The sequence below is a fragment of the Streptomyces sp. NPDC055506 genome (assembly GCF_053643595.1).
On record NZ_JBSHKH010000014.1, the window covers coordinates 41,608 to 61,220 of the forward strand.

Here is a 19,613-nt window from a genome sequence, read left to right on the forward strand (position 1 = left end):
TGGCACTCCTTGCGGGTCCGGAGAGGCGCGGTCGGGGTGGCGGCGGGCATCAGCCGCCGGGGCGGGGCAGGATCGGCTCACGGAGCAGGGCGTCACGGCGGGCCCGCCGGCTCTCCCAGTGGGGTCTGAGCGCGTCGGCGTCGATCGGCCAGGGGTGCGGTGCGGTGCGCAGGGCGTTCGCCGCCGAGTGGAAGACCTTCCGCAGTTCGCGTACGTCGGAGGGCTTCCATTCGTCGTGTGCCGCCATCAGGGAACTCCTGTCGGGCTCGACCAGGCCGTGCGGTCCGCCACCGGCGGCGCGGGCGCTGTGGCTGAACCTCCAGATGTCCTCGGAGTCCAGCTCGCGCAGCGCGAGATGGGTGACCGCCGCCGATCCGCCGATGGCGGCGGCCACTTCCCGCGCCGTCTCCGCCGCGCCGTGGCTCACTTCGACGAAAAGTACGATCCTGGGGTGCGCGGGGCTCAGACAGGTGCGCAGAAACGCCGCCCGGAGATGGGCGTCGTTCCACCGGATGTGCGGGATCACGACGAAGAGCAGCGCGTTGTGCTGGATGAGCAGGTCGCTCATCTCGCTGTACGCCTGGAACGGGTCCTCCTCCGCGATGATCGCCTGCACCCGGGACTCGGAGAACTCGTGCAGCAGCAGCTTCTTGGCGATCTCGCGGCGTATGCGGGCGTTGATCAGCCGGGTCGGCGCGAACGACCGGCCGTCGGGGTCGACACTGATCCGGCGGCCGTCGTTGTCGAGCCCCGCGGTCGGGGCGAACAGCACGAGCGGGTTCCCGGCCGCCGGCGCCGCCGCCGTCACACGCCGGCGCGCCTCGTGGATGCACCGGTGGATGAGCGACGTCTTGCCCATGCCGGGCGGTCCGCTGACGACCACCACCCGGCCGTGCCCCGAGCTCGAGTCGAGGAGTTCGCCGAGGTCGGGCCAGTGCTCCTCGAAGCGGTCCAGTTCGTCACGGGAGTGGTCGACGTCGACCCACTGGTGCATGTGGTCCGGCTGCTTCCACGGCACCAGGGGGTGGTCGGCGCTGAGCGTGGCGGAACCGTTCGGGCTGTTGTCTCGGCCGTCGCCGTTGCCCGCGCCGTTCGATCCGTACGGTTTGCGCACTCCGTAGGGGTTCGCCCAGTCGGAGTTGGTCATCCGTGTTGCCCTCCGGCGCTTGTGGGACGGCCGCTGTGTCGTGATCCGCGTAGCCACCGGACGGGTGCGGGGCGCAGCAGATCCCCCACCTCCCGCGTCTGCCGGTCCAGGGTGGTGCGCACGGCGTCCGCCTCGGTCTTTCTGTCGTGCGGTTGCAGGAGTTCCCCGTCCCGGCTGCGCGGCAGTCTGTCCGCCAGGGGCAGGGAGTCGGCCAGCGCCCGGGCCGAAGCCCGGCGTGCGGCCGGACCGGGCACCAGGGCGAGGAGGCCGGTGAGCGTCGCCCGGGCCCGTGACACCTCGGCGTGGTCCGTCTCGGCCACCTGCTCGTACTCCGCGAGATACAGCCATGCGATCCTCCGGAATTCCAGCACGGCCGCCGTGAGTTGCCGGCCGTGCGTGCGCCGCTCCGCCGAGATCCGTTCCGTCTTCTGCCCGAGTACGGTGAGCACGGCGCCGGTCGCCAGCAGGAGCGCCCCGTCGGCGAACCCGCCCGACCCACCGCCGCCCTGGTCGGCGGACGCCCCCGGCGGCTCGCCCGCGGCGGCCATGACCGCGTCGCAGACCCGTGCGAAGTCGCCCGGGCGCTCGGCGGCCCAGTCGTCGAGCGACATCACACCGCCCTTGCGGCCGGGCACCCGTACGGCGTCCGCACCGCCGACCGGACCCGGAGCACGCCGCACCACACCGAGCCGCACCGCCGCGTCCCCGAGCTCGCCCCGGTGCTCGTCGGCGAGGCAGTACACCAGCCGGACATCGCTCCTGCCCGTGTCGGCGGCGGCCTGTCCGGCGGTCATGGTGAGGAGCGGCAGCGCGCCGAGCAGCAGGACGGGCGTCCAGCGCGGTCCCGTGCGGGGACGCCTGACACGGCTCCCTCTGCGCTCACCCATCCGGCCTCCCCGTTCCCCTGGCCGCGCCCCGTCCGGGCCGCCGCACATCATTCGGCTACGCGGAGGACCGCAGTCCGTCGGTCGCCGTCGGTGCCTCGCCCGCCCTGCCGTCGTCGGCCGCCGGATGCCGGGGGAGACGCCGCTGCCCGCCCGCGGGTTGCCGGTTCCCGCCGGAACGGCGGCGCGACCAGCAGCCGAACGCGATCTGTGCCCCGTAGTGCAGCAGGTTGACGGTCACCACGGCCGGGGCGACGATGCCCACCGTCTTCGGGAAGTCGCGTTCGAGGGTGAGGGCGAGCAGCACGGCCGTGAGTCCGTTCTGCTGGCCGATCCCCAGCAGGATCCGGTCCCTTCGGGACAGGCCGCGCACGAAGAGGGGCATCAGCAGCACGGCCACCACCGCCTGTGCGCCGAACGCCGAGGCGCCGAGCAGCACCCCCGGGCCCGGTGACACCCCCTGGGCGGCGAACAGGCCGAGCAGCGTGGTCGCGAGCAGGAAGGCGCTCGTGACCGCCCGCGCGAGCGGACGGGCGAACGCCCGCGTGCGGAGGAACAGTCCGGCCACCGCCACGGCGAGCATCAGCATGTTCGCCGCGGCCAGCACGAGCATGGCCACGACGAGCAGGGCGCCGAGCGGCGTCACGGGACGCCGGGGGCTGTCGAGTTCCCCGGGCTCTCCGGACTCGGCGGACTCCTTCCGGGCCCGCCGTGCCGGCCACAGCCTGCCGCCCGCCCACCACAGCGCCAGGGCACCGGCCAGGAGCAGCGCGTTGAACGCCAGTCCGAGGGCGTAGCCGCGGGCTCCGCCGCCCACCACCGACGGCGCGCCCGGGTGCCCAGCGGCCGTGTAGGCGTACCCGGCGACGTACAGCGTCAGCAGGACCGTCATCGGATCGTCGAAGGAGGCCCACGCCGTAAGCAGCGACCGGGCGCGCTGCGACATGTGCCCGTCCCTGCCGAGGGCGGCCACCGACAGCGGGTCGATCTGCGCGACGACGATGCCGAGTATCAGATACTCCGGGCGGTCGAAGGCCCAGACCATGACGCCCGAGACGATCGCCGCCTTGAGGACGACGCCCAGCGTGACCGCCGCCACCACACCGCGCAGATCACGGCGCAGATCGGCGAGGTCGATGCCGTACGTGCTGCCGTACAGGCCCACGGCCAGCAGCAGTCCGGTGGCGAAGACGTACCCGGTGGTGCCGACCAGGCGCGACGGGTCCGCCGCCAGACCGATCAGAATGCCCAGAACCAGAGCGCCCAGCGCCCAGAGCAGCACGACCGGAACCGCCGCCGGCGCCTTACGCCGCCGGGCACGGTCGCGTCGGGACGTCTCCACCCGCTCCCCCCCATCCCCCGGTGTTACGCCGCGAGCGTAGTCGGGCCGCCGGCACCTCGTGGGCCTTCCGGTACGGACGTGCAGCCGCGAGAGCAATCAAGCGTAGGCATCAATACTCGGACGGCGTAACGCCATTGCCAGCCGTTCCCTTGCACGATGCCCCATGTCGGCCGCCGGTGAACGCTCTTCACCCGTGGGGTGGAGCCACGGCGCCGGGGCCGGTGCGCCCCGCGTCCGCCCCGCCGCCCTCGGCGAGGCCCTCGGCGGCACCGCGTCCGTCGGCCGTGCGCCCCCGCCCCGGCCGTGAACCAGGACATGGCGTGGTCGAGGACGTCACCCACCCCCATGGGCGACGTCCTCGACCGCTCCCCCGGTGCCGGACTGTGGCTCAGGTGTCCGCTCGGCGCGCCGGTGCTGTCACCAGCACATCACCGCTGTCTCGCCGGAACCCCAGGCGGAGTACAGGCGTACGCGGACGTGGTAGCGGCGGCCCTTGACGAGCCGGGCGCTGATCGTGGCGTTCCGCGCGGTCCCTCCGTCGTCCTGCCCGGCGAGGTAGCGGGGCTCCCCGTCCCGCTCCTCGAAGACCACGACGACGGCGTCGCTGTCGCCGAAGGTGCCCAGCGTGTAGGTGCGGGTCTCCGGCGGGTCGACGACGAAGTCGGCCTGTTCGCCCGGGCCGAGACCGAGCGGCGCCGAGCGGAACGGCACCAGTTCGGACGGTCCCTCAGGATCCGCCGGCGGATACCAGCGGAGGACGAACTCCTTGTCGGCGGCGGACAGGGTGCCGGGCGGGTTCAGACCCGCGCGGTACTGCTCCGGCTCCAGGACCAGCCCCGACGCGAACGGATACTCCATGATCGACTGCGGGTCCCAGACGGAGCCGTTGACCTCGTCCGGGTCGAGCTTGCGCAGGATGTTGTAGTGCGTCCTCTCGCGGCTCCAGTGGTGGGGCGGGCCCGCCAGTTCGGCGTACACCGCCTCGTCGTCCCAGTGGATGCCGGCGAACGGGCTCTGGTGTTCGTGCAGCATGCCGAGCGCGTGCCCGATCTCGTGCAGGGCCGTCCCGTGCTCCCCGGGCGCGGTCAGGTCCCAGCCGAAGTTCATGGTGCGCTCGTGCCGGCCCGCCAGGAGCGCGTCACGGCCCACGGCCGACCAGGAGCCGTCGCCGAGCTGGAACCCGATGCGCAGTTCGGCCTCCGAGCGGTCGTCGACCTCGGCGAAGGAGATCCCGGTGCCGAGGTCCTGCCACTCCCGGAAGCACGTGCGCACCACGTCCCGCTGCTCTTCGGCGCCGGCCCATGACACGCGTCGCGTCATCCCCGTCCCCGGCACGGGGATGACGGACGCATCGCTGTCGCCGTCGAAGAACCAGTAGTGCAGAACAGTGCCGTTGACCCACATCCGCCGCCCGCCCACGAACGCGCTCAGTCGCTCGGCCGCCAGCCCCGGTGCGAAGGCGGGCGCCGGCGCCTGAGCCAGCGAGCAGTAGCGTGCGGTCATGGCCACAGCCTGCCCCGCGGGCCGTCCCGGGCGCCTGAGTCGGGGGCTACTCAAGTCGCCCTGTATCAGAAGTGAGTAGCCGCGCTCATGTCTGTGTGACGACTTACGAGCGGGACGCGACGCCCCTGGAGCTGCCCTGGCCGTTCGCCGGGCGGGAGGACGAACTGGAGCTGGTCCGCAGGTCCCTGACCGGCGGACGCCGCGGCATCGTGGTGACGGGCCCGGCGGGCTGCGGCAAGACCCGCCTGGTCACCGAGGCGGTCCGCGGCACCGACTGCGCCCGGGCGGCCGGTACGCCCGAGAGCCGCGCCCTTCCCTTCGCCGCGTTCGCCCATCTGCTGCCCGAGACGGTCACCCTGCACCGCGCGGTCCAACTCCTGGCCGGCGTACGCACGTTGGTCGTGGACGACGCGCACCTCCTCGACGACGCCTCCGCCGCCCTGGTCCACCAACTCGCGGTGCACGGCCGCACCCGTCTGCTGGTCGTCGCCACGGACGGCACCCCGGTGCCCGGCGCGATCTCCCGGCTGTGGACCGGGGAGCTCCTGCCGCGCCTCACCCTGAAGCCGCCGGCCCAGGAGGAGATCGAGCGGCTCCTCACGGCCGGCGCCGGCCCCCTCGATCCGCTCACCGTCGGCCGGCTGCACCGGCTGAGCCAGGGCGATCTGCGGCTGCTGCGCGACCTGCTGGGCGCGGTGCGGGGGCGGCTCATCCAGGTCCCGGGCACCGGGGAACGCGCATGGCGGGGCCCGGTGCCGCTGACCACGGCCGTGCGTGAGCGCACCGCCCCCGTCCTCGGCCGCACCAGCCCTCGCGAACGCGAGACCCTGGACCGCCTCGCCTTCGCCGAACCCCTGCCGCTGCGTCCTGACGACGCGGACATCGCGGCCCTCGAAGTCCTGGAGTCCGACGGCCTGGTCCGCGTCGACGACGCGGGCACCGTCCGCCTCGCGCACCCCCTGCACGGCCCGGTGCTCAGGGCCGCGGCCGGCCGGCTGCGGGCACGCCGGCTGGCCCGGACACCGGACGTGTACGCCGCCGCCCTCGACGCCGAGTCGGCCGCACTGGCGCACCGGATCGACCGGGACGACGTACGGCCGTTGCCCACGCCGGTGGGGGAGTGGCTGGTCGCCGAGGGCGGCCCGCTGCCGTGCGGATACGCCGCCGTACGCGCCCGGTTCGCCCGGCTGCGCGGGGAGTCGCGGGAGGCGGCGGCCTGGGCGAGGGAGGGACTGCGCAGCGCACCCTCGGACGTGTCGTGCCAGGACGAACTCGACCGTGCCGCCGCCCTGTTGGGCGAACCTCCGGTCGACATCGGGGGCGACCTCGACACCGTCCTCGCGAACCTCGCCGACCCCTACGACGCCGTCCGCCTCGGCGCCCCCGAGAAGGTCATCGACCGGCTCACCGGTGTGTTCGCCCGGCACGCCGACGCGCTCACCCGCGCCGACGGCCCGGCCCTGGACGAGGTCGCCGAGGAGCTGGAGAGGCGCGGCTTCACGCTGTTCGCCGCCGAGGCGCACGCCCAGGCCGTGGGGACACACCGCGATCCCCGTGCCGCCCGGCACTCCCGCACCCGGGCCGTTGCCCTGGCCAGTCGCTGCCAGGGCGCCCGCACGCCGGCGCTGTCCGGGCTGGTCCTCGGCGAACTCACCACCCGGCAGCGGCAGATCGTCACCCTCGCGGCGGCGGGCCTGAGCAACCGGCAGATCGCGGAACGCCTCACCCTGTCGATCCGCACCGTCGGCAACCACCTGTACAGCGCCTACGCACGGCTCGGCACGAGCGACCGCGGCGCCCTGCCGTGGCTGACCGAGGAGCCGGAGGCCCAGCCGGCCTGAGCCGCACCCAGGAGACCGGCGGCCTGACCCGCACAGGGGACGGGTCAGGCCGCCCCTCAGGCCCCCTAGCCCGCCCCTCAGGCCGCCCCGAACGCCGAGAAGGCCCACCCCGTGGCCTGGTGCAGCGCGTCGCCCGGCAGGGCGGCCCGGGCGTCGCGCAGCGCCTCCGCCAGGGACAGCCCTGCGTCGAGGCCCTTGTGCAGCGCCAGCATCAGCGGCACCACCGCGGCGTCGTTGACGGGCGCGCTGCACGCCACCACCCCGGCCGTGCCCAGCGGCAGCAACGCGGTGACCAGGCCGAGCAGTTCGTCGGCACCGACGGACGCGAGGCGGGCGGTGTCGCAGCAGGACAGGATGATCCGGTACGGGCTGCGGGCCAGACGCTCGAAGTCGTGCACGACGATCGGCCCGTCGGCCATCCGCAGGGAGGAGAACAGCGGGCTGTCCGCGCGGAACGTGCCGTGCGCGGCGATATGCGCCAGCGCCGCCCCGTCCAGCTCCTCCAGCACGCGCGGCACTCGCGCCTCGCCGTCCTCCAGGACCGTCGCGCAGCCGTACCGGCCGGCCAGCTCGGGCACCTCGGCTCCGCCGGTCGCCAGACCAGGGCCGCGTACCAGCACATGGCAGCCGTCCGGCGGCGGCGCGGTCTCCCCGGCACGCAGCCAACTGCCCGCCGACGGCGACACACTGAGTACCCGCTCCCGCAGCGACGGCAGCAGCGCCCACGGCACCCGGTGCAGCCGCCCCGGCGGCACGACCACCACCGGGCCGCCGCCCAGCTGCGCCGCCGCCGGGCCGAGCAGCAGCTCCTCCAGCCGCCGCCCGGCCGCCTCCACCACCGGAAGACGCGCCTCGGCCCCGGGATGCGCCAGCCGCCGCAGCCCGGCCTGCACGTGCTCCGCCTCCGTCACCGCCTCGGCCAGCAGCCCGGCCTGGAACCTGCGCACCCGCCCCTGCCCGCACAGCAGCACCTGCACCCGTCCGTCGAGCACGGCGAGTTCCACCAGCCGTACCTCGTCGCCCAGCCGCTCCAGCAGCCGGCCGACGTCGAAGCGGTCCCCGCCCCCGGGCGCCTCACCCCGCATGTGCAGGGTCCGGGACCGGATCTCCCGCTCCAGGCGGCGCTGTTCACGCTCCAGCGCCGGCACCGGCCGGCCCTCCATCCGGGCGGCCTCCGCACGGGAGGCGATCTCGCGGAACGCGGTCATGCCGCTGAGCAGCTCCGGATCGGCGGGCGGCCGGGTCGGCGCCGTGGACAGCACGGTGGCCCGCCAGCGCTCGCTCCACACCAGCAGCCGCCGCGGCCCGCCCGAGACCAGAGACGCCCGCTGGGCGAGCGCGGCCAGCTCCGCGCCTTGCTCGGTGGCGCGCGCCCTGAGCTCGGACGCGCCCAGCGTCATCCGGTGGTCGTCCAGCACGTCCAGACCCCGCCGGCACGCCTCCAGCACACCCCGGGCCGACCCGGCGGCCCGCGCCCGCAGCGCCTGCGCCGCCCAGCCCGTCATCCGCGCCAGCGGCGGCCCGCCACGCCTGCTGCGGGCGGCGACGGCCAGATGCCGCTCGGCGTCCGCCGTCCAGCCCAGGCCCAGCGCGATCCGGCCCGCCAGCAGCGACGCCTCCGGCGCGGCCGGGGCCCCGAACGAGGCCAGCTTCTCCGCCACCGCGGCGGCGTCGGCGACCAGCCGGCCCGAACCGCGCCCGGCCGCGTGCCGCGCCTCGATCAGCACCAGCCGGGCGTGCGTCTCCCACCAGGTGCGCCGTTGCCCGGCGAACAGCCGTACCGCGAGGGCGGCACGGGCGATCGCGGTGTGCGGGTCCCCGGCCAGCCGGGCGGCCCGCGCGGCGGCCAGCAGCAGCTCCGCCTTGCGCGTGGACTGCCCGCCGATCCCGTCGAGCTTCCTGATCGCCGCGTCGGCCTCGGCCAGCGCCTCGGGAGCGAGCCCGGCCGCCATCAGCACCTCGCAGCGCCGGATGTTCAGCATGAACGTCGGCGTGCCGAGCCGGGCGTACCGCTCCTCCGCCTCGTCGAGCAGCCGCAGCGCCACCGGTACGTCACCCGACCGGAACGCGGCGAGCCCCCGGCTCTCCACCGCGTCGGCCTTGTCGTGCTCCTGGCCGGTGGTGTCCCACAGCGCCTCGGCCGCGGTGAAGTCCGCCTCGGCCCGCTCCACCGCCCCCAGCGCCAGATGCACGGTCGCCCGCAGGGTCAGCGCCCGCGCCGTCCAGATCACGTCCTCCGCCTGCCGCAGCACCGGAACCGCCCGGCGTACGTCGTCCAGGGCCTCGCGATGCCGGCCGAGCACCCACCACACGTACGCCCGCCGGTACAGCACCCGCGCCCGCGTGTGCCCGCCGCCCCGCGCGACGCCCCGCTCGAACGCGGCCAGGCCCTCCCGGGTGCGGCCCGCGTGCACCAGCGCCACGCCCAGCGTGGCCAGCACATCCGCCTCCCGGTCGGCCGAGTCCGCGCGCGCCGCGAAGTCCCGGGCGCGCCGCAGATGGTTCAGCGCGAGCCGCAGATCACCGAAGTCCCGCTGCCAGATGCCGATCACCTGATGGGCGACGGAGGCGTGCAGCGGGTCGGGATCGGCGTCGAGCAGCGCCCGGGCCCTCGCGAGAGCCTCGCCCGGATCGGCGAACACCATCGGCAGCAGTGCCGCCACCGAGTCGTTTCCCGCTGTCACTCCTCGGATGGTAGTGGCCCCCGACCACACCACACAGGTCCGGCGCTGTATCAAATGACCGCACTGCGGCTCATGTCGAGGAGGATCGGCGCGTACCGACGACCGCTCCGCCGTACCGACCGACGCCGTCGCCCAGTGGGAGGACCCGCCATGGCACCTCAGCGATTCCACGAACAGTTCGACCAGATCCAGCGCTCCATGCCGGACGTCCCCCTCGCGATGGGCCCGGACGACGCGGCCGAGTTCATGTACGAGAAGGGCGTCGTCCTCGTCCGCGAGGGCGAGGAGGCCGGCATCGTCGAGGACACCGTACGGGCGCACTTCACCGCGGCACCCGACCTCGACCAGGACCAGGTCCGCCGGGCCGGCCCGCGGACCAACCGCAGCGGCATCACCCGGATCCGGGTCGGCGACCCCGGTGAGGGCGGCCGGGAAGCCGACCGGGCCGTCGCACAGGCGCTGCGCTCCGTGCGCGAGAGGGAGGACCGGGCCGGGCACCGGATGGCCGCCCGCAACCATGTCGTCCACATCGCGGTCAACGCCTGCCCCGGCGACGAACCGGTCCCCGTCCCGCTCAGCGAGCCGCTCAACCCGGCGCCCGCCGACACGGCGTACGACACGGACACCGCCGTCGGTGTCCTCGTCGTCGACACCGGGCTGATGAAGGACTACCGCTCCTGCGGCCTGCTGTCCCACACCGGCGGCGACGCCCAGGTCCAGGAGTGCGACGACCGGGGCATCCTCCAGCAGTACGTCGGCCACGGCACGTTCATCGCCGGGCTCGTCGCCGCCGTCGCGCCCAACACCGACATCACCGTGCGCGGCAGCCTCAACGACGCGGGCGCCATCCTGGAATCCGAATTCGGTGAGAAGCTCTTCGAGGCCGTCGACGCCGGCGGCTGGCCCGATGTCCTCAGCCTCTCCGCCGGCACCTCCAACGGCCGCACCGACGGCCTGCTCGGCGTGGAGAACTTCATGCGGGAACTGCGCGAGCAGCGCACCCTGCTGGTCGCCGCCGCGGGCAACAACGGCAGCGCCACGCCCTTCTGGCCCGCCGCCTACGCCGACCTGCCCGGCTGGGAGGACTCCGTGCTGTCGGTCGGAGCCCTGCGCAGCGACGGCGAGTTCGGCGCCTGCTTCACCAACCACGGCCCCTGGGTACGGGTCTACGCTCCCGGCGAGCGCCTCACCAGTGCCCTCACCGGCTTCGAGACCCCCGTCCCGTACGTGTACCAGCACTCCACGTACGACTCCTGCCGCTACGGCTTCCGCTACGGCTGCACTTGCCGGCACCCCCGCCACACCGGAGTGCTGAGCGACGAGAACGCCGCCGCGAAGCCGGACCAGGTGATGTTCGAGGGGTACGCGCAGTGGAGCGGCACGTCCTTCGCCACCCCCGTGACCGCGGGCATGGTCGCCGCCCATATGACGGCGCACAAGGAGACCGACCCGCGCGCGGCCCGGCGGCAACTGCTCGCCGCCAACACCGGGGTCGCCGAAGTGCGCGGGGCGCACGTTGCCGCGCTGCGTCCGCCCACCTGGCGCCCGGTCCCGGTCGTGCGCCTGGTCCCCGGCTCGTGAGGGCCGAAGCCGCCCCCTCCACGGCGTACCATGACCTGCCGTACTCGAGGGGTGGGGCTGCCGTGGACCGTACTGATGCCGGCGCGCTCGTCCAGGCAGCCGCCGACGGCGACGCGGCGGCCTGGAAGGCGCTCGTGGAGGGGCTGAGCCCGCTGGTCTGGTCCGTGGTGCGGGCCCACCGGCTCTCCGACGCGGACGCCCACGAGGTCTACCAGACCGCGTGGTTCCGCTTCGCCCAGCACCTCGGGCGGATCCGCGAACCCGGCAAGGCGGGCGCCTGGCTGGCGAGCACGGCGCGCAACGAGTGCCTGAAGGTCATCCGGAGTTCGCAACGGCTGACCCTGACGGACGATCCACAGCTCCTGGACCGGGTCAGCGAGGAGGGCACGCCGGAACAGTCGCTGCTCGACTCCGAGGAGGCCGCCGCCCAGAGCGAACGCGTACGGCGGCTGTGGCAGGAGTTCGAGGAACTGGGCGAGCGGTGCAGGCAGTTGCTGCGCGTGCTGATGGCCACGCCGCCGCCCAGCTATCAGGACGTGTCCGCCGCGCTCGGTATCGCGGTGGGCAGCATCGGGCCGCTGCGCCAGCGCTGTCTGCGGCGTCTGCGGGCCCGGCTCGAGGCACGGGGGGCGATATGAGCGACCTGAACGGCATGAGCGACGACGACGCGTTCGACGAGGACGGCTGGGAGGACGAGGAGTTCGACACCGGGCTGCTGGAGGAGGAGCTGCGGCAGGCCGCCGCCGTCCTGGACCCGGTGCCCGCCGAGCTGCAGCAGATCGCCGTCGACGCGTACGCGCTGCACGACCTCGACGCCCGGATCGCCGAGCTGACCTTCGACTCGCTGGTCGACGCCCTCCCGGTCCGGGGCGTCACCGACGCGCCCCGGATGCTGACCTTCCGGGCGGGCGAGGTGACCGTCGACGTCGAGGTGACCACGCAGGGGCTGCTGGGACAGGTGCTGCCACCGCAGCCGGCCCGGATCGAGGTCCTGGGCGGCCCGCGCCCCGGCGCCCCGCTCATGGCCGACGACCTGGGCCGCTTCACCGGCGACGCACCGCACTCCGGCCCATTCGCGCTACGGCTGCGGACCGGCGGGGACGTGGTGGTGACGGAGTGGCTGCGGGCCTAGGCCCCGGCCACCCGGCTGCGGGCGCGCCCGGTCACCAGGTGCACGGCAGCGTCCGCGGTCCCCGGATCATCGTCCTGCGCCGCCACTCGACCTGGTCGGCGGGGACCGCGAGGCGCAGGCCCGGGAGCCGGTCCAGCAGGGTGCCGAGCAGGAGTTCGGTCTGGAGGCGGGCCAGGACGGCGCCGGTGCAGTAGTGCGGTCCGTTGCCGAGGGCCAGGTGCGGGTTGGGGGCGCGGCCGGGGTCGATCCGGTCCGGCTCGGGGAAGACGTCCGGGTCGCGGTTGGCCGCGAGGTAGGAGACATACACCGGGTCGCCCGCGCGGATGCGGTGTCCGCGCAGGTCGACGTCCTCCAGGGCGATCCGCGCCAGGCCCACGGAGCTGCGGTGCGGAATCCAGCGCAGCAACTCGTCCAGCAGCGCGTCCCGTCCCTCGGGCCGCTCCCGCCACCACTGCCGCAACTCGGGCCGGGTGAGCAGCAGACAGAGCATCTGCCCGCAGTTGTGGGTGACGGCCTCGCCGCCGATCTGCAGCGGACCGGCCAGGCCGACGGCCTCCGTCTCGCTGAGGTCGCCACGCGCCACGGCGGCGCCGAGCAGGGAGTACACGTCCTCGCCGGCGCTGTCCGCGCGGGAGCGGATCGTCTCCGTGATCCATCCGTACAGACTGTTCTTGGCCCGGTCGGCGGCCTCGGCCCCGCCCGAGGTGGAGATGATCTGCCGGGTCCAGGTGTGCACCCGTTCCCGGTCGGCGGCCGGCACGCCCATCACCTCGCTGACCACGGTGATCGGGAACGGTTCGAGCACCCGCTCGATCAGCTCGGCCGGCGGCCCGTCCCGTACGACCCCTTCCACCAGTTCGTCGAGCATCTCCTGCGCACGGGGCCGCAGCCGCTTCATCGCACTGACGGTGAAGGCCCCGGCGACCGCCTTGCGCAGCCGGTTGTGGTCGGGCTGGTCGGCGAAGGCCAGCGAACCGGGCCGCGGTTTGAAGTGCGGTGCCATCCGCGTCACTTGACGTCCGGTCACCTCCGCGCGGCTGAACCGCGGGTCGTTGGTGATCAGCTTCACGTCGTCGTGGCGGGTGGCCAGCCATGCCCACCCCTCGCCGAACGGCAGCCGGATCCTGGTCAGCGGCCCCTCGCGCATCAGCTCCGCGAGGACCGGGTCGAACTCCGTCCCGTCCAGGTCGAGGGCGGGCCAGTCCCGTACCGGGGGCGGTTCCTGGCCGGTCAGCGTGGTGGTCTCCTCCGTCATGCACCCACCTTCGTCGCGCCCCCGCCGCTTGTCGCGCGGGAGTGCTCCAGCCGGTGGCGTCCGGCGTTCAGCGGGACACGGCGTCGACGAGACGGGCCAGCGCGCCGGCCGGCCGCTCCAGTCCGGCCCCGGCGGGACCGCCCGGCTCGGTCATGTAGGTGTCGCGGCGGATCTCCACCATGAGCGCGCCGACCTCGGGCCGCCTCCCGTAGAACTCCAGGGGGACGTAGGTCCCGCTGAACGGGCTGTCGAGCCCTGTCTCCCCGAACGCCTCCCGGGCGGCGTCCAGGAGGCCCGGCGAGGTGTGGAACGGGTCGGTGCCGAGGCACACCGCCGGCCGGGGTCCGTCTCCGTGCAGTTCGTACGGCAGCCTCCGGCTCGGGTAGGAGTGCACGTCGATGATCACGGCCCGCCCGGTGGCCGCCAGCCGGTCCGCCACGGCCTGGGTCATCGCCCGCGCGTACGGCCGGAAGTACCGCTCGAGGAGCGGCTCGGGATCGAGACCCTCGGGCCGCAGTACCTCGCCGTGCGTGGTCCGCGTGTACACCGCGCCCATACCGACGGCCCGCATCTCCTCCCGCTCGTCGGGAAACCGCTCGGGGTCGACGACCAGCCGCGACAGCCGGTTGACGAACCGCCAGGGCGTCACCTCCGCGAGCCCGGCCGCCGCCTCGGCGATCGCCGCCGTGTGCGCGTCGGTGATGTGGTCGAGCTCCCGCTCCAGCTCCTCGTCACCGAGCACGATGCCCGCGCGTACGTCCTCGGGTATCTCCCGCGCGGAGTGCGGGACATGCAGGATCACGGGAGAGCGGCCGTCCCCGGCCCGCAGCTCGAAGGGGTGCGTATCGGTCATGGGGCGGCTCCAGGGGCGTGGTCAGTGGCGTGCGGCAAGGTCACCCACGCAGAACTCCGCCCCGGCCGGGCAGTGTGCCGGCCGGGGCGGAGTCAGTGGATCCCTGCGGGTCCGGGCGTCAGGCCAGGGACGCCAGGGTCTCGTTCCAGGTGGTGGACGGACGCATGGCCTGGGCGGCCTTCTCCGGGTCGGGCTGGTAGTAGCCGCCGATGTCGACCGGCTTGCCCTGGGCGGCGATCAGCTCGTCGACGATCTTCTGCTCGTTGGCCGTGAGCGTCTCGGCGAGCGGGGCGAAGGCCTTCGCCAGGTCCGCGTCGTCGGTCTGCTTGGCCAGCTCCTGCGCCCAGTACAGGGACAGGTAGAAGTGGCTGCCGCGGTTGTCGATGCCGCCGACGCGCCGGGTCGGGGACTTGTCCTCGTTGAGGAAGGTCGCCGTGGCTCGGTCGAGCGTGTCGGCCAGGACCTGGGCGCGGGCGTTGCCCGTGACCTTCGCGAACTGCTCAAGGGACGGCACCAGGGCGAAGAACTCACCCAGGCTGTCCCAGCGCAGGTAGTTCTCCCTGACCAGCTGCTGGACGTGCTTCGGGGCGGAGCCGCCGGCGCCCGTCTCGAAGAGGCCGCCGCCCGCCATCAGCGGGACGACCGACAGCATCTTGGCGCTGGTGCCCAGCTCCAGGATCGGGAACAGGTCGGTCAGGTAGTCACGCAGGACGTTGCCCGTCACCGAGATGGTGTTCTCGCCGCGGCGGATGCGCTCCACCGACAGCTTCGTCGCCTCGACGGGGGACAGGATCCGGATGTCCAGGCCCTCGGTGTCGTGCTCGGCGAGGTAGGCGTGGACCTTGGCGATCAGGTTGGCGTCGTGGGCGCGGGTCTCGTCCAGCCAGAACACCGCCGGGTCACCGGTGGCGCGGGCACGGGTGACGGCCAGCTTCACCCAGTCCTTGATCGGCGCGTCCTTGGTCTGGCAGGCGCGGAAGATGTCACCGGCCGAGACGGTCTGCTCGATGAGCGCGGTGCCGTTCTGGTCGACCAGCCGGACCGTGCCCGTGACGGGGACCTCGAAGGTCTTGTCGTGGGAGCCGTACTCCTCGGCCTTCTGCGCCATCAGGCCGACGTTCGGCACCGAACCCATGGTGGACGGGTCGTAGGCGCCGTTGGCCCGGCAGTCGTCGATCACGGCCTGGTAGACACCCGCGTAGGAGGAGTCCGGCAGGACCGCGAGGGTGTCGGCCTCCTCGCCGTCCGGGCCCCACATGTGGCCGGAGGTGCGGATCATGGCCGGCATGGAGGCGTCGACGATGACGTCCGACGGGACGTGCAGGTTCGAGATGCCCTTGTCGGAGTCGACCATCGCCAGCTCCGGGCCCTCGGCGAGCTCGGCGTCGAAGGACGCCTTGATCTCGGCGCCCTCGGGCAGGCCCTCCAGGCCCTTGTAGATGCCGCCCAGACCGTCGTTCGGGGTCAGGCCGGCCGCGGCGAGCTTGTCGCCGTACTGCGCGAAGGTCTTCGGGAAGAAGGCGCGCACCACGTGGCCGAAGACGATCGGGTCGGAGACCTTCATCATCGTCGCCTTCAGGTGCACCGAGAACAGCACGCCCTGGGCCTTGGCCTCGGCGACCTGCGCGGTCAGGAACTCGCGCAGCGCGGCGACCCGCATCACGGAGGCGTCGACGACCTCACCGGCGAGCACCGGTACGGACTCGCGCAGCACGGTGGTGGAGCCGTCGTCGCCGACGAGCTCGATGCGCAGCGCGCCGTCCTCGGCGATCACCACGGACTTCTCGGTGGAGCGGAAGTCGTTCTGGCCCATGGTCGCCACATTGGTCTTGGACTCGGAGGTCCAGGCGCCCATGCGGTGCGGGTGCGACTTGGCGTAGTTCTTCACCGAGGCGGGGGCGCGCCGGTCGGAGTTGCCCTCACGCAGGACCGGGTTCACGGCGGAGCCCTTGACCTTGTCGTAGCGGGCGCCGATCTCGCGCTCCTCGTCGGTCTTCGGGTCGTCCGGGTAGTCCGGCAGCGCGTAGCCCTGGCCCTGCAGCTCGGCGATCGCGGCCTTGAGCTGCGGGATGGACGCCGAGATGTTCGGCAGCTTGATGATGTTGGCGGCGGGCGTCTTGGCCAGCTCGCCGAGCTCCGCGAGGGCGTCCGGGACGCGCTGGTCCTCGGTGAGGTACTCCGGGAACACGGCGATGATGCGCCCGGCCAGCGAGATGTCGCGGGTCTCCACGGCGACACCCGCCTGCGAGGCGTACGCCCGGACCACCGGCAGGAAGGAATACGTCGCCAGTGCGGGGGCCTCGTCAGTGTGCGTATAGATGATGGTCGAGTCAGTCACCGGGTGCTCCGCTCCACGTCTGCAACATTGCTCGACATCAAGATATCTCGTGACCGGCCTCGTCTCGACAGGGGTCCGCCGCCAGTTTCGGGCAACCGATCGGCCCGCTCCTTTGTCATGGAGAGAGATCACTCACTCCATGCCACGGCCGGACCTGACCACCCGGCCGTCCGAGCGAAAGCGGACCATGAGATATCGCACCAGAGTGACGGCCCCCGCGGCCGCGCTGATCGGCACGGCGGCGGCACTCACCACGGGGATCCCGGCCCAGGCGGCCCCCGGAACCGGCGCCACCCCGGGCGCCGAGACCCTGGGTGACCCCGTCTACCCCGCCCTCGGCAATGCCGGATACCGCGTCTCGGCCTACCACCTCGACTTCGCCTACGACGCCACGACCAGGCTCGTCGAGGCCACCGCGACCCTGACCATCCGCACCACCCAGGCTCTGAGCCGCTTCTCCCTGGACGCGCGCGGCCTGGACATACGCTCCGTCCGGGTCGGCGGCCGCACGGCCGCCTTCGAGCAGGTGGCCGAAAAGCTGCGGATCACCCCCGCCCGTGAGCTCGCGGCGAAGGCCCGGGTCACCGTGTGCGTGGCCTACGGCGCCGACCCGCGCCGGACCCCGCCACCCGCCGGCGGCTGGGTGGCCACCCCGGACGGATTCGCGGTGTGCTGCCAGCCGGACCTGGCGCACACCGTCTTCCCCTGCAACGACCACCCCTCCGACAAGGCCGACTTCACCTTCCGCCTCACCGTGCCCGGGGGACTGCGGGGCGTCGCGAGCGGGCGGCTGGTGCGCACCGAGCGGCTGAGCGGCGACCGGACGGCGTACACGTACCGCTCCCGCTCGCCGATCGCCACCGAGGTGGTGCAGATCACCGTCGGCGACTATGTGATCAAGGACCGGCAGGGCCCGCACGGCCTGCCGCTGCGGGACGTCGTCCCCACCGCCCGCGCCGCCGCCCTGGAGCCCGCCCTTGCGCTCACCCCGGCCCTGGTGGACTGGGTCGAGCGGCGGCTCGGGGCGTACCCCTTCGAGACGTACGGCCTGCTGCCGTGCAACTCGGACGACCCGAACGCCTTCGACTTCACCGGCCTGGAGACGCAGACCCTCACCCTCTACAAGCCGAACTACCTCCTCCAGGAGGAGAGCAAGATCGGCTCGCACATGATGCACGAGCTGGTCCACTCCTACTTCGGCAACAGCGTCAGCCCCGCCACCTGGGCCGACCTGTGGCTGAACGAGGGCCACGCCGACTTCTACGGGCTGCTGTACCGCTACGAGCGCGGCTGGCCCGACTCCAAGGGCATGACCACCATGGAAGCCCGGATGAAGGACACCTACGCCCTCGGTGACCAGTGGCGCCACACCTCCGGGCCGGTCGCGGCCCCGAACGCGGCCAACCTCTTCGACAGCCAGCGCTACCTCGGCGGCGTGCTCGTGCTGTACGCGCTGCGCCAGCAGGTCGGCGAGGCGGCCTTCACGGCCCTGGAGCGCATCTTCCTGGAGCGCTACCGCGACTCCTCGGCCTCGACGGAGGACTACATCGCCGTCGCCTCGGAGGTCTCGGGCCAGGACCTGACCGGCTTCCTGCGGGACTGGCTGTACGGCACGAAGACGCCCCGGATGCCGGGTCACCCGGACTGGACCGTGACGCCGGTGAAGCCGTCCCTCACGGCTCCGCGGAACCGGAGGGACAGCGGGCACCACGACAACTCGGCGACCTTGTAGCGCCCTAGTCGAGCCGGGCGGACGTCATGTCGCCCGGCTCGAACTCGCCGGTCCGCTGCTGCGGGATGACGGCCGCGCCCTGCTGGAGCGCCACGGTGCGGGCCGGGGCGGGGATACGGATGCCCTCCGCGCGGTAGCGCTTGTGCAGGCGCTTGATGAACTCGTGCTTGATCCGGTACTGGTCGCTGAACTCGCCGACGCCCAGGATGACGGTGAAACCGATGCGGGAGTCGCCGAAGGTGTGGAACCGGATGATGGGCTCGTGGTCCGGCACGGCGCCGTCCACCTCGGTCATCGTCTCCGCGATGACCTCGTTGGTCACGCGCTCCACGTGCTCCAGGTCGCTGTCGTAGGCCACCCCGACCTGCACCAGGATGGTCAGCTGCTCCTCGGGGCGCATGAAGTTGGTCATGTTCGCCTGTGCGAGCTGACCGTTGGGGAGCACGATGAGGTTGTTGGACAGGTTGCGGATCGTCGTCTGCCGCCAGTTGATGTCCTCGACGTAGCCTTCCTCGCCGCTGCTGAGCTTGATGTAGTCGCCGGGCTGGACGGTCTTGGAGGCGAGGATGTGGATGCCCGCGAAGAGGTTGGCGAGCGTGTCCTGAAGCGCCAGCGCGACCGCGAGACCACCGACGCCCAGGGCGGTGAGCAGCGGGGCTATGGAGATGCCCAGGGTCTGGAGCACCACCAGGAAGCCGATCGCGAGGACCAGGATCCGGGTGATGTTGACGAAGATCGTGGCCGATCCGGCGACCCCGGAGCGGGACTGGGTGACCGTGCGCACCAGGCCGGTCACCACCCGGGCCGCCGACACCGTCGCGACGAAGATGAGCAGCACGGTCAGCACCTGGTTGGTGTGGTGCTGCACCGTCCGGGTCAGCGGCAGTACCGCCGCCGCGCCCGCCGCGCCGCCCACGACCGCGGCCCACGGCACCACGGCCCGCAGCGCGTGCACGATGACGTCGTCCCCGCTCCAGCGGGTGCGGTCGGCGTGCCCGCCCAGCCAGCGCAGCAGGATGCGCAGCGCGAAGGCCGCCAGCAGGCCCGAGGCCAGGGCGATGCCCGCGAAGACCAGATCGTCCACCGTGAGTTCCCGGTTCACCGGTCACCTCCGGGGTCAAGAACAGCGGCGAACGCCGTCGTCGACGGCCGGATGTGAAGTCTCGTCACGTAGTCACCTGCTCGTTTTCGGGGAAGTCCGGTCGCGCCCGACCACCCTGACCCGGGGTCGGCGCAATCGTTCATCCTGCCGCATCCCGTAAGGGGTTTCGTACCGGAGACGGGGGTGAGCGGGGGGTGAGTTACTGCACATGACGCGCCG

Annotated in this window: 14 protein-coding genes; 5 read left to right on the top strand and 9 right to left on the bottom strand. The window is 73.1% G+C overall.

Annotation, left to right across the window (positions count from 1 at the left end; genetic code table 11):
* Positions 1-49 precede the first annotated feature (49 nt).
* The 4 genes from ACWIF2_RS08335 to absR1 form a co-directional block, all read right to left on the bottom strand.
* Complete coding sequence (locus ACWIF2_RS08335; protein WP_454359346.1) at positions 50-1,147, bottom strand: ATP-binding protein; 1,098 nt, start codon at positions 1,145-1,147, stop codon at positions 50-52.
* Positions 1,144-2,034, bottom strand: coding sequence for a hypothetical protein (locus ACWIF2_RS08340; protein ID WP_454359347.1), 891 nt, complete (start codon positions 2,032-2,034; stop codon positions 1,144-1,146). The genes ACWIF2_RS08335 and ACWIF2_RS08340 overlap by 4 nt, the downstream gene beginning before the upstream one ends.
* 55 nt (positions 2,035-2,089) lie before the next feature.
* Positions 2,090-3,373: a hypothetical protein gene (locus ACWIF2_RS08345; RefSeq protein ID WP_454359348.1), complete on the bottom strand. Its 1,284-nt coding sequence runs from the start codon at positions 3,371-3,373 to the stop codon at positions 2,090-2,092.
* 417 nt (positions 3,374-3,790) lie between these two features.
* The gene (gene absR1, locus ACWIF2_RS08350; protein WP_454359349.1) at positions 3,791-4,876 is read right to left on the bottom strand and encodes a beta-glucuronidase AbsR1; all 1,086 of its coding nucleotides are present in this window, start codon (positions 4,874-4,876) and stop codon (positions 3,791-3,793) included.
* A gap of 95 nt (positions 4,877-4,971) precedes the next feature.
* Here absR1 and ACWIF2_RS08355 point away from each other — a divergent pair, with 95 nt between their 5' ends.
* Entirely contained in the window at positions 4,972-6,717 is a 1,746-nt protein-coding gene (locus ACWIF2_RS08355) for a LuxR family transcriptional regulator AbsR2 (RefSeq protein WP_454359350.1), read from the top strand.
* A 77-nt stretch (positions 6,718-6,794) separates the two neighbouring features.
* Here ACWIF2_RS08355 and ACWIF2_RS08360 read toward each other — a convergent pair whose 3' ends face one another.
* Positions 6,795-9,362 (bottom strand): CHAT domain-containing protein, encoded by a 2,568-nt coding sequence (locus ACWIF2_RS08360; protein ID WP_454359380.1) that lies wholly within the window; start codon positions 9,360-9,362, stop codon positions 6,795-6,797.
* Positions 9,363-9,551: 189 nt separating this feature from the next.
* Here ACWIF2_RS08360 and ACWIF2_RS08365 point away from each other — a divergent pair, with 189 nt between their 5' ends.
* From ACWIF2_RS08365 to ACWIF2_RS08375, 3 genes are all read left to right on the top strand, one after another.
* On the top strand, positions 9,552-10,982 hold the full coding sequence (locus tag ACWIF2_RS08365) for a S8/S53 family peptidase (protein WP_454359351.1): 1,431 nt from the start codon (positions 9,552-9,554) through the stop codon (positions 10,980-10,982).
* Between the two features lie 62 nt (positions 10,983-11,044).
* Positions 11,045-11,620: an RNA polymerase sigma factor gene (locus tag ACWIF2_RS08370; protein WP_382486133.1), complete on the top strand. Its 576-nt coding sequence runs from the start codon at positions 11,045-11,047 to the stop codon at positions 11,618-11,620.
* Positions 11,617-12,114 carry a hypothetical protein gene (locus ACWIF2_RS08375; protein WP_454359352.1) on the top strand — a complete coding sequence of 166 codons (498 nt, stop codon included), beginning with the start codon at positions 11,617-11,619 and terminating at the stop codon, positions 12,112-12,114. The genes ACWIF2_RS08370 and ACWIF2_RS08375 overlap by 4 nt, the downstream gene beginning before the upstream one ends.
* A 31-nt stretch (positions 12,115-12,145) precedes the next feature.
* On the opposite strand, the gene ACWIF2_RS08380 is transcribed toward ACWIF2_RS08375, so the two are convergent.
* The 3 genes from ACWIF2_RS08380 to ACWIF2_RS08390 all read right to left on the bottom strand — a co-directional run bounded on the left by ACWIF2_RS08380 (position 12,146) and on the right by ACWIF2_RS08390 (position 16,560).
* Positions 12,146-13,369, bottom strand: a complete 1,224-nt coding sequence (locus tag ACWIF2_RS08380; RefSeq protein ID WP_454359353.1) for a cytochrome P450 — start codon at positions 13,367-13,369, stop codon at positions 12,146-12,148.
* Between the two features lie 67 nt (positions 13,370-13,436).
* The gene (locus ACWIF2_RS08385) at positions 13,437-14,222 is read right to left on the bottom strand and encodes an N-formylglutamate amidohydrolase (RefSeq protein WP_454359354.1); all 786 of its coding nucleotides are present in this window, start codon (positions 14,220-14,222) and stop codon (positions 13,437-13,439) included.
* Positions 14,223-14,340: 118 nt separating this feature from the next.
* Positions 14,341-16,560 (bottom strand): NADP-dependent isocitrate dehydrogenase, encoded by a 2,220-nt coding sequence (locus ACWIF2_RS08390; RefSeq protein ID WP_454359355.1) that lies wholly within the window; start codon positions 16,558-16,560, stop codon positions 14,341-14,343.
* Positions 16,561-16,747: 187 nt separating this feature from the next.
* On the opposite strand from ACWIF2_RS08390, the gene ACWIF2_RS08395 reads away from it, so the two are divergent.
* Positions 16,748-18,292 carry a M1 family metallopeptidase gene (locus ACWIF2_RS08395; RefSeq protein WP_454359356.1) on the top strand — a complete coding sequence of 515 codons (1,545 nt, stop codon included), beginning with the start codon at positions 16,748-16,750 and terminating at the stop codon, positions 18,290-18,292.
* Between the two features lie 4 nt (positions 18,293-18,296).
* On the opposite strand, the gene ACWIF2_RS08400 is transcribed toward ACWIF2_RS08395, so the two are convergent.
* Positions 18,297-19,394, bottom strand: coding sequence for a mechanosensitive ion channel family protein (locus ACWIF2_RS08400; protein ID WP_454359357.1), 1,098 nt, complete (start codon positions 19,392-19,394; stop codon positions 18,297-18,299).
* Positions 19,395-19,613 lie beyond the last annotated feature (219 nt).

Excerpts from the sequence above, each read along its gene's own strand:
- ACWIF2_RS08385 (WP_454359354.1), bottom strand. The coding sequence starts at position 14,222 with ATGACCGATACGCACCCCTTCGAGCTGCGGGCCGGGGACGGCCGCTCT.
- ACWIF2_RS08340 (WP_454359347.1), bottom strand. The coding sequence starts at position 2,034 with ATGGGTGAGCGCAGAGGGAGCCGTGTCAGGCGTCCCCGCACGGGACCG.
- ACWIF2_RS08380 (WP_454359353.1), bottom strand. The coding sequence starts at position 13,369 with ATGACGGAGGAGACCACCACGCTGACCGGCCAGGAACCGCCCCCGGTA.
- ACWIF2_RS08335 (WP_454359346.1), bottom strand. The coding sequence starts at position 1,147 with ATGACCAACTCCGACTGGGCGAACCCCTACGGAGTGCGCAAACCGTAC.
- absR1 (WP_454359349.1), bottom strand. The coding sequence starts at position 4,876 with ATGACCGCACGCTACTGCTCGCTGGCTCAGGCGCCGGCGCCCGCCTTC.
- ACWIF2_RS08395 (WP_454359356.1), top strand. The coding sequence starts at position 16,748 with ATGAGATATCGCACCAGAGTGACGGCCCCCGCGGCCGCGCTGATCGGC.
- ACWIF2_RS08360 (WP_454359380.1), bottom strand. The coding sequence starts at position 9,362 with ATGGTGTTCGCCGATCCGGGCGAGGCTCTCGCGAGGGCCCGGGCGCTG.
- ACWIF2_RS08375 (WP_454359352.1), top strand. The coding sequence starts at position 11,617 with ATGAGCGACCTGAACGGCATGAGCGACGACGACGCGTTCGACGAGGAC.
- ACWIF2_RS08365 (WP_454359351.1), top strand. The coding sequence starts at position 9,552 with ATGGCACCTCAGCGATTCCACGAACAGTTCGACCAGATCCAGCGCTCC.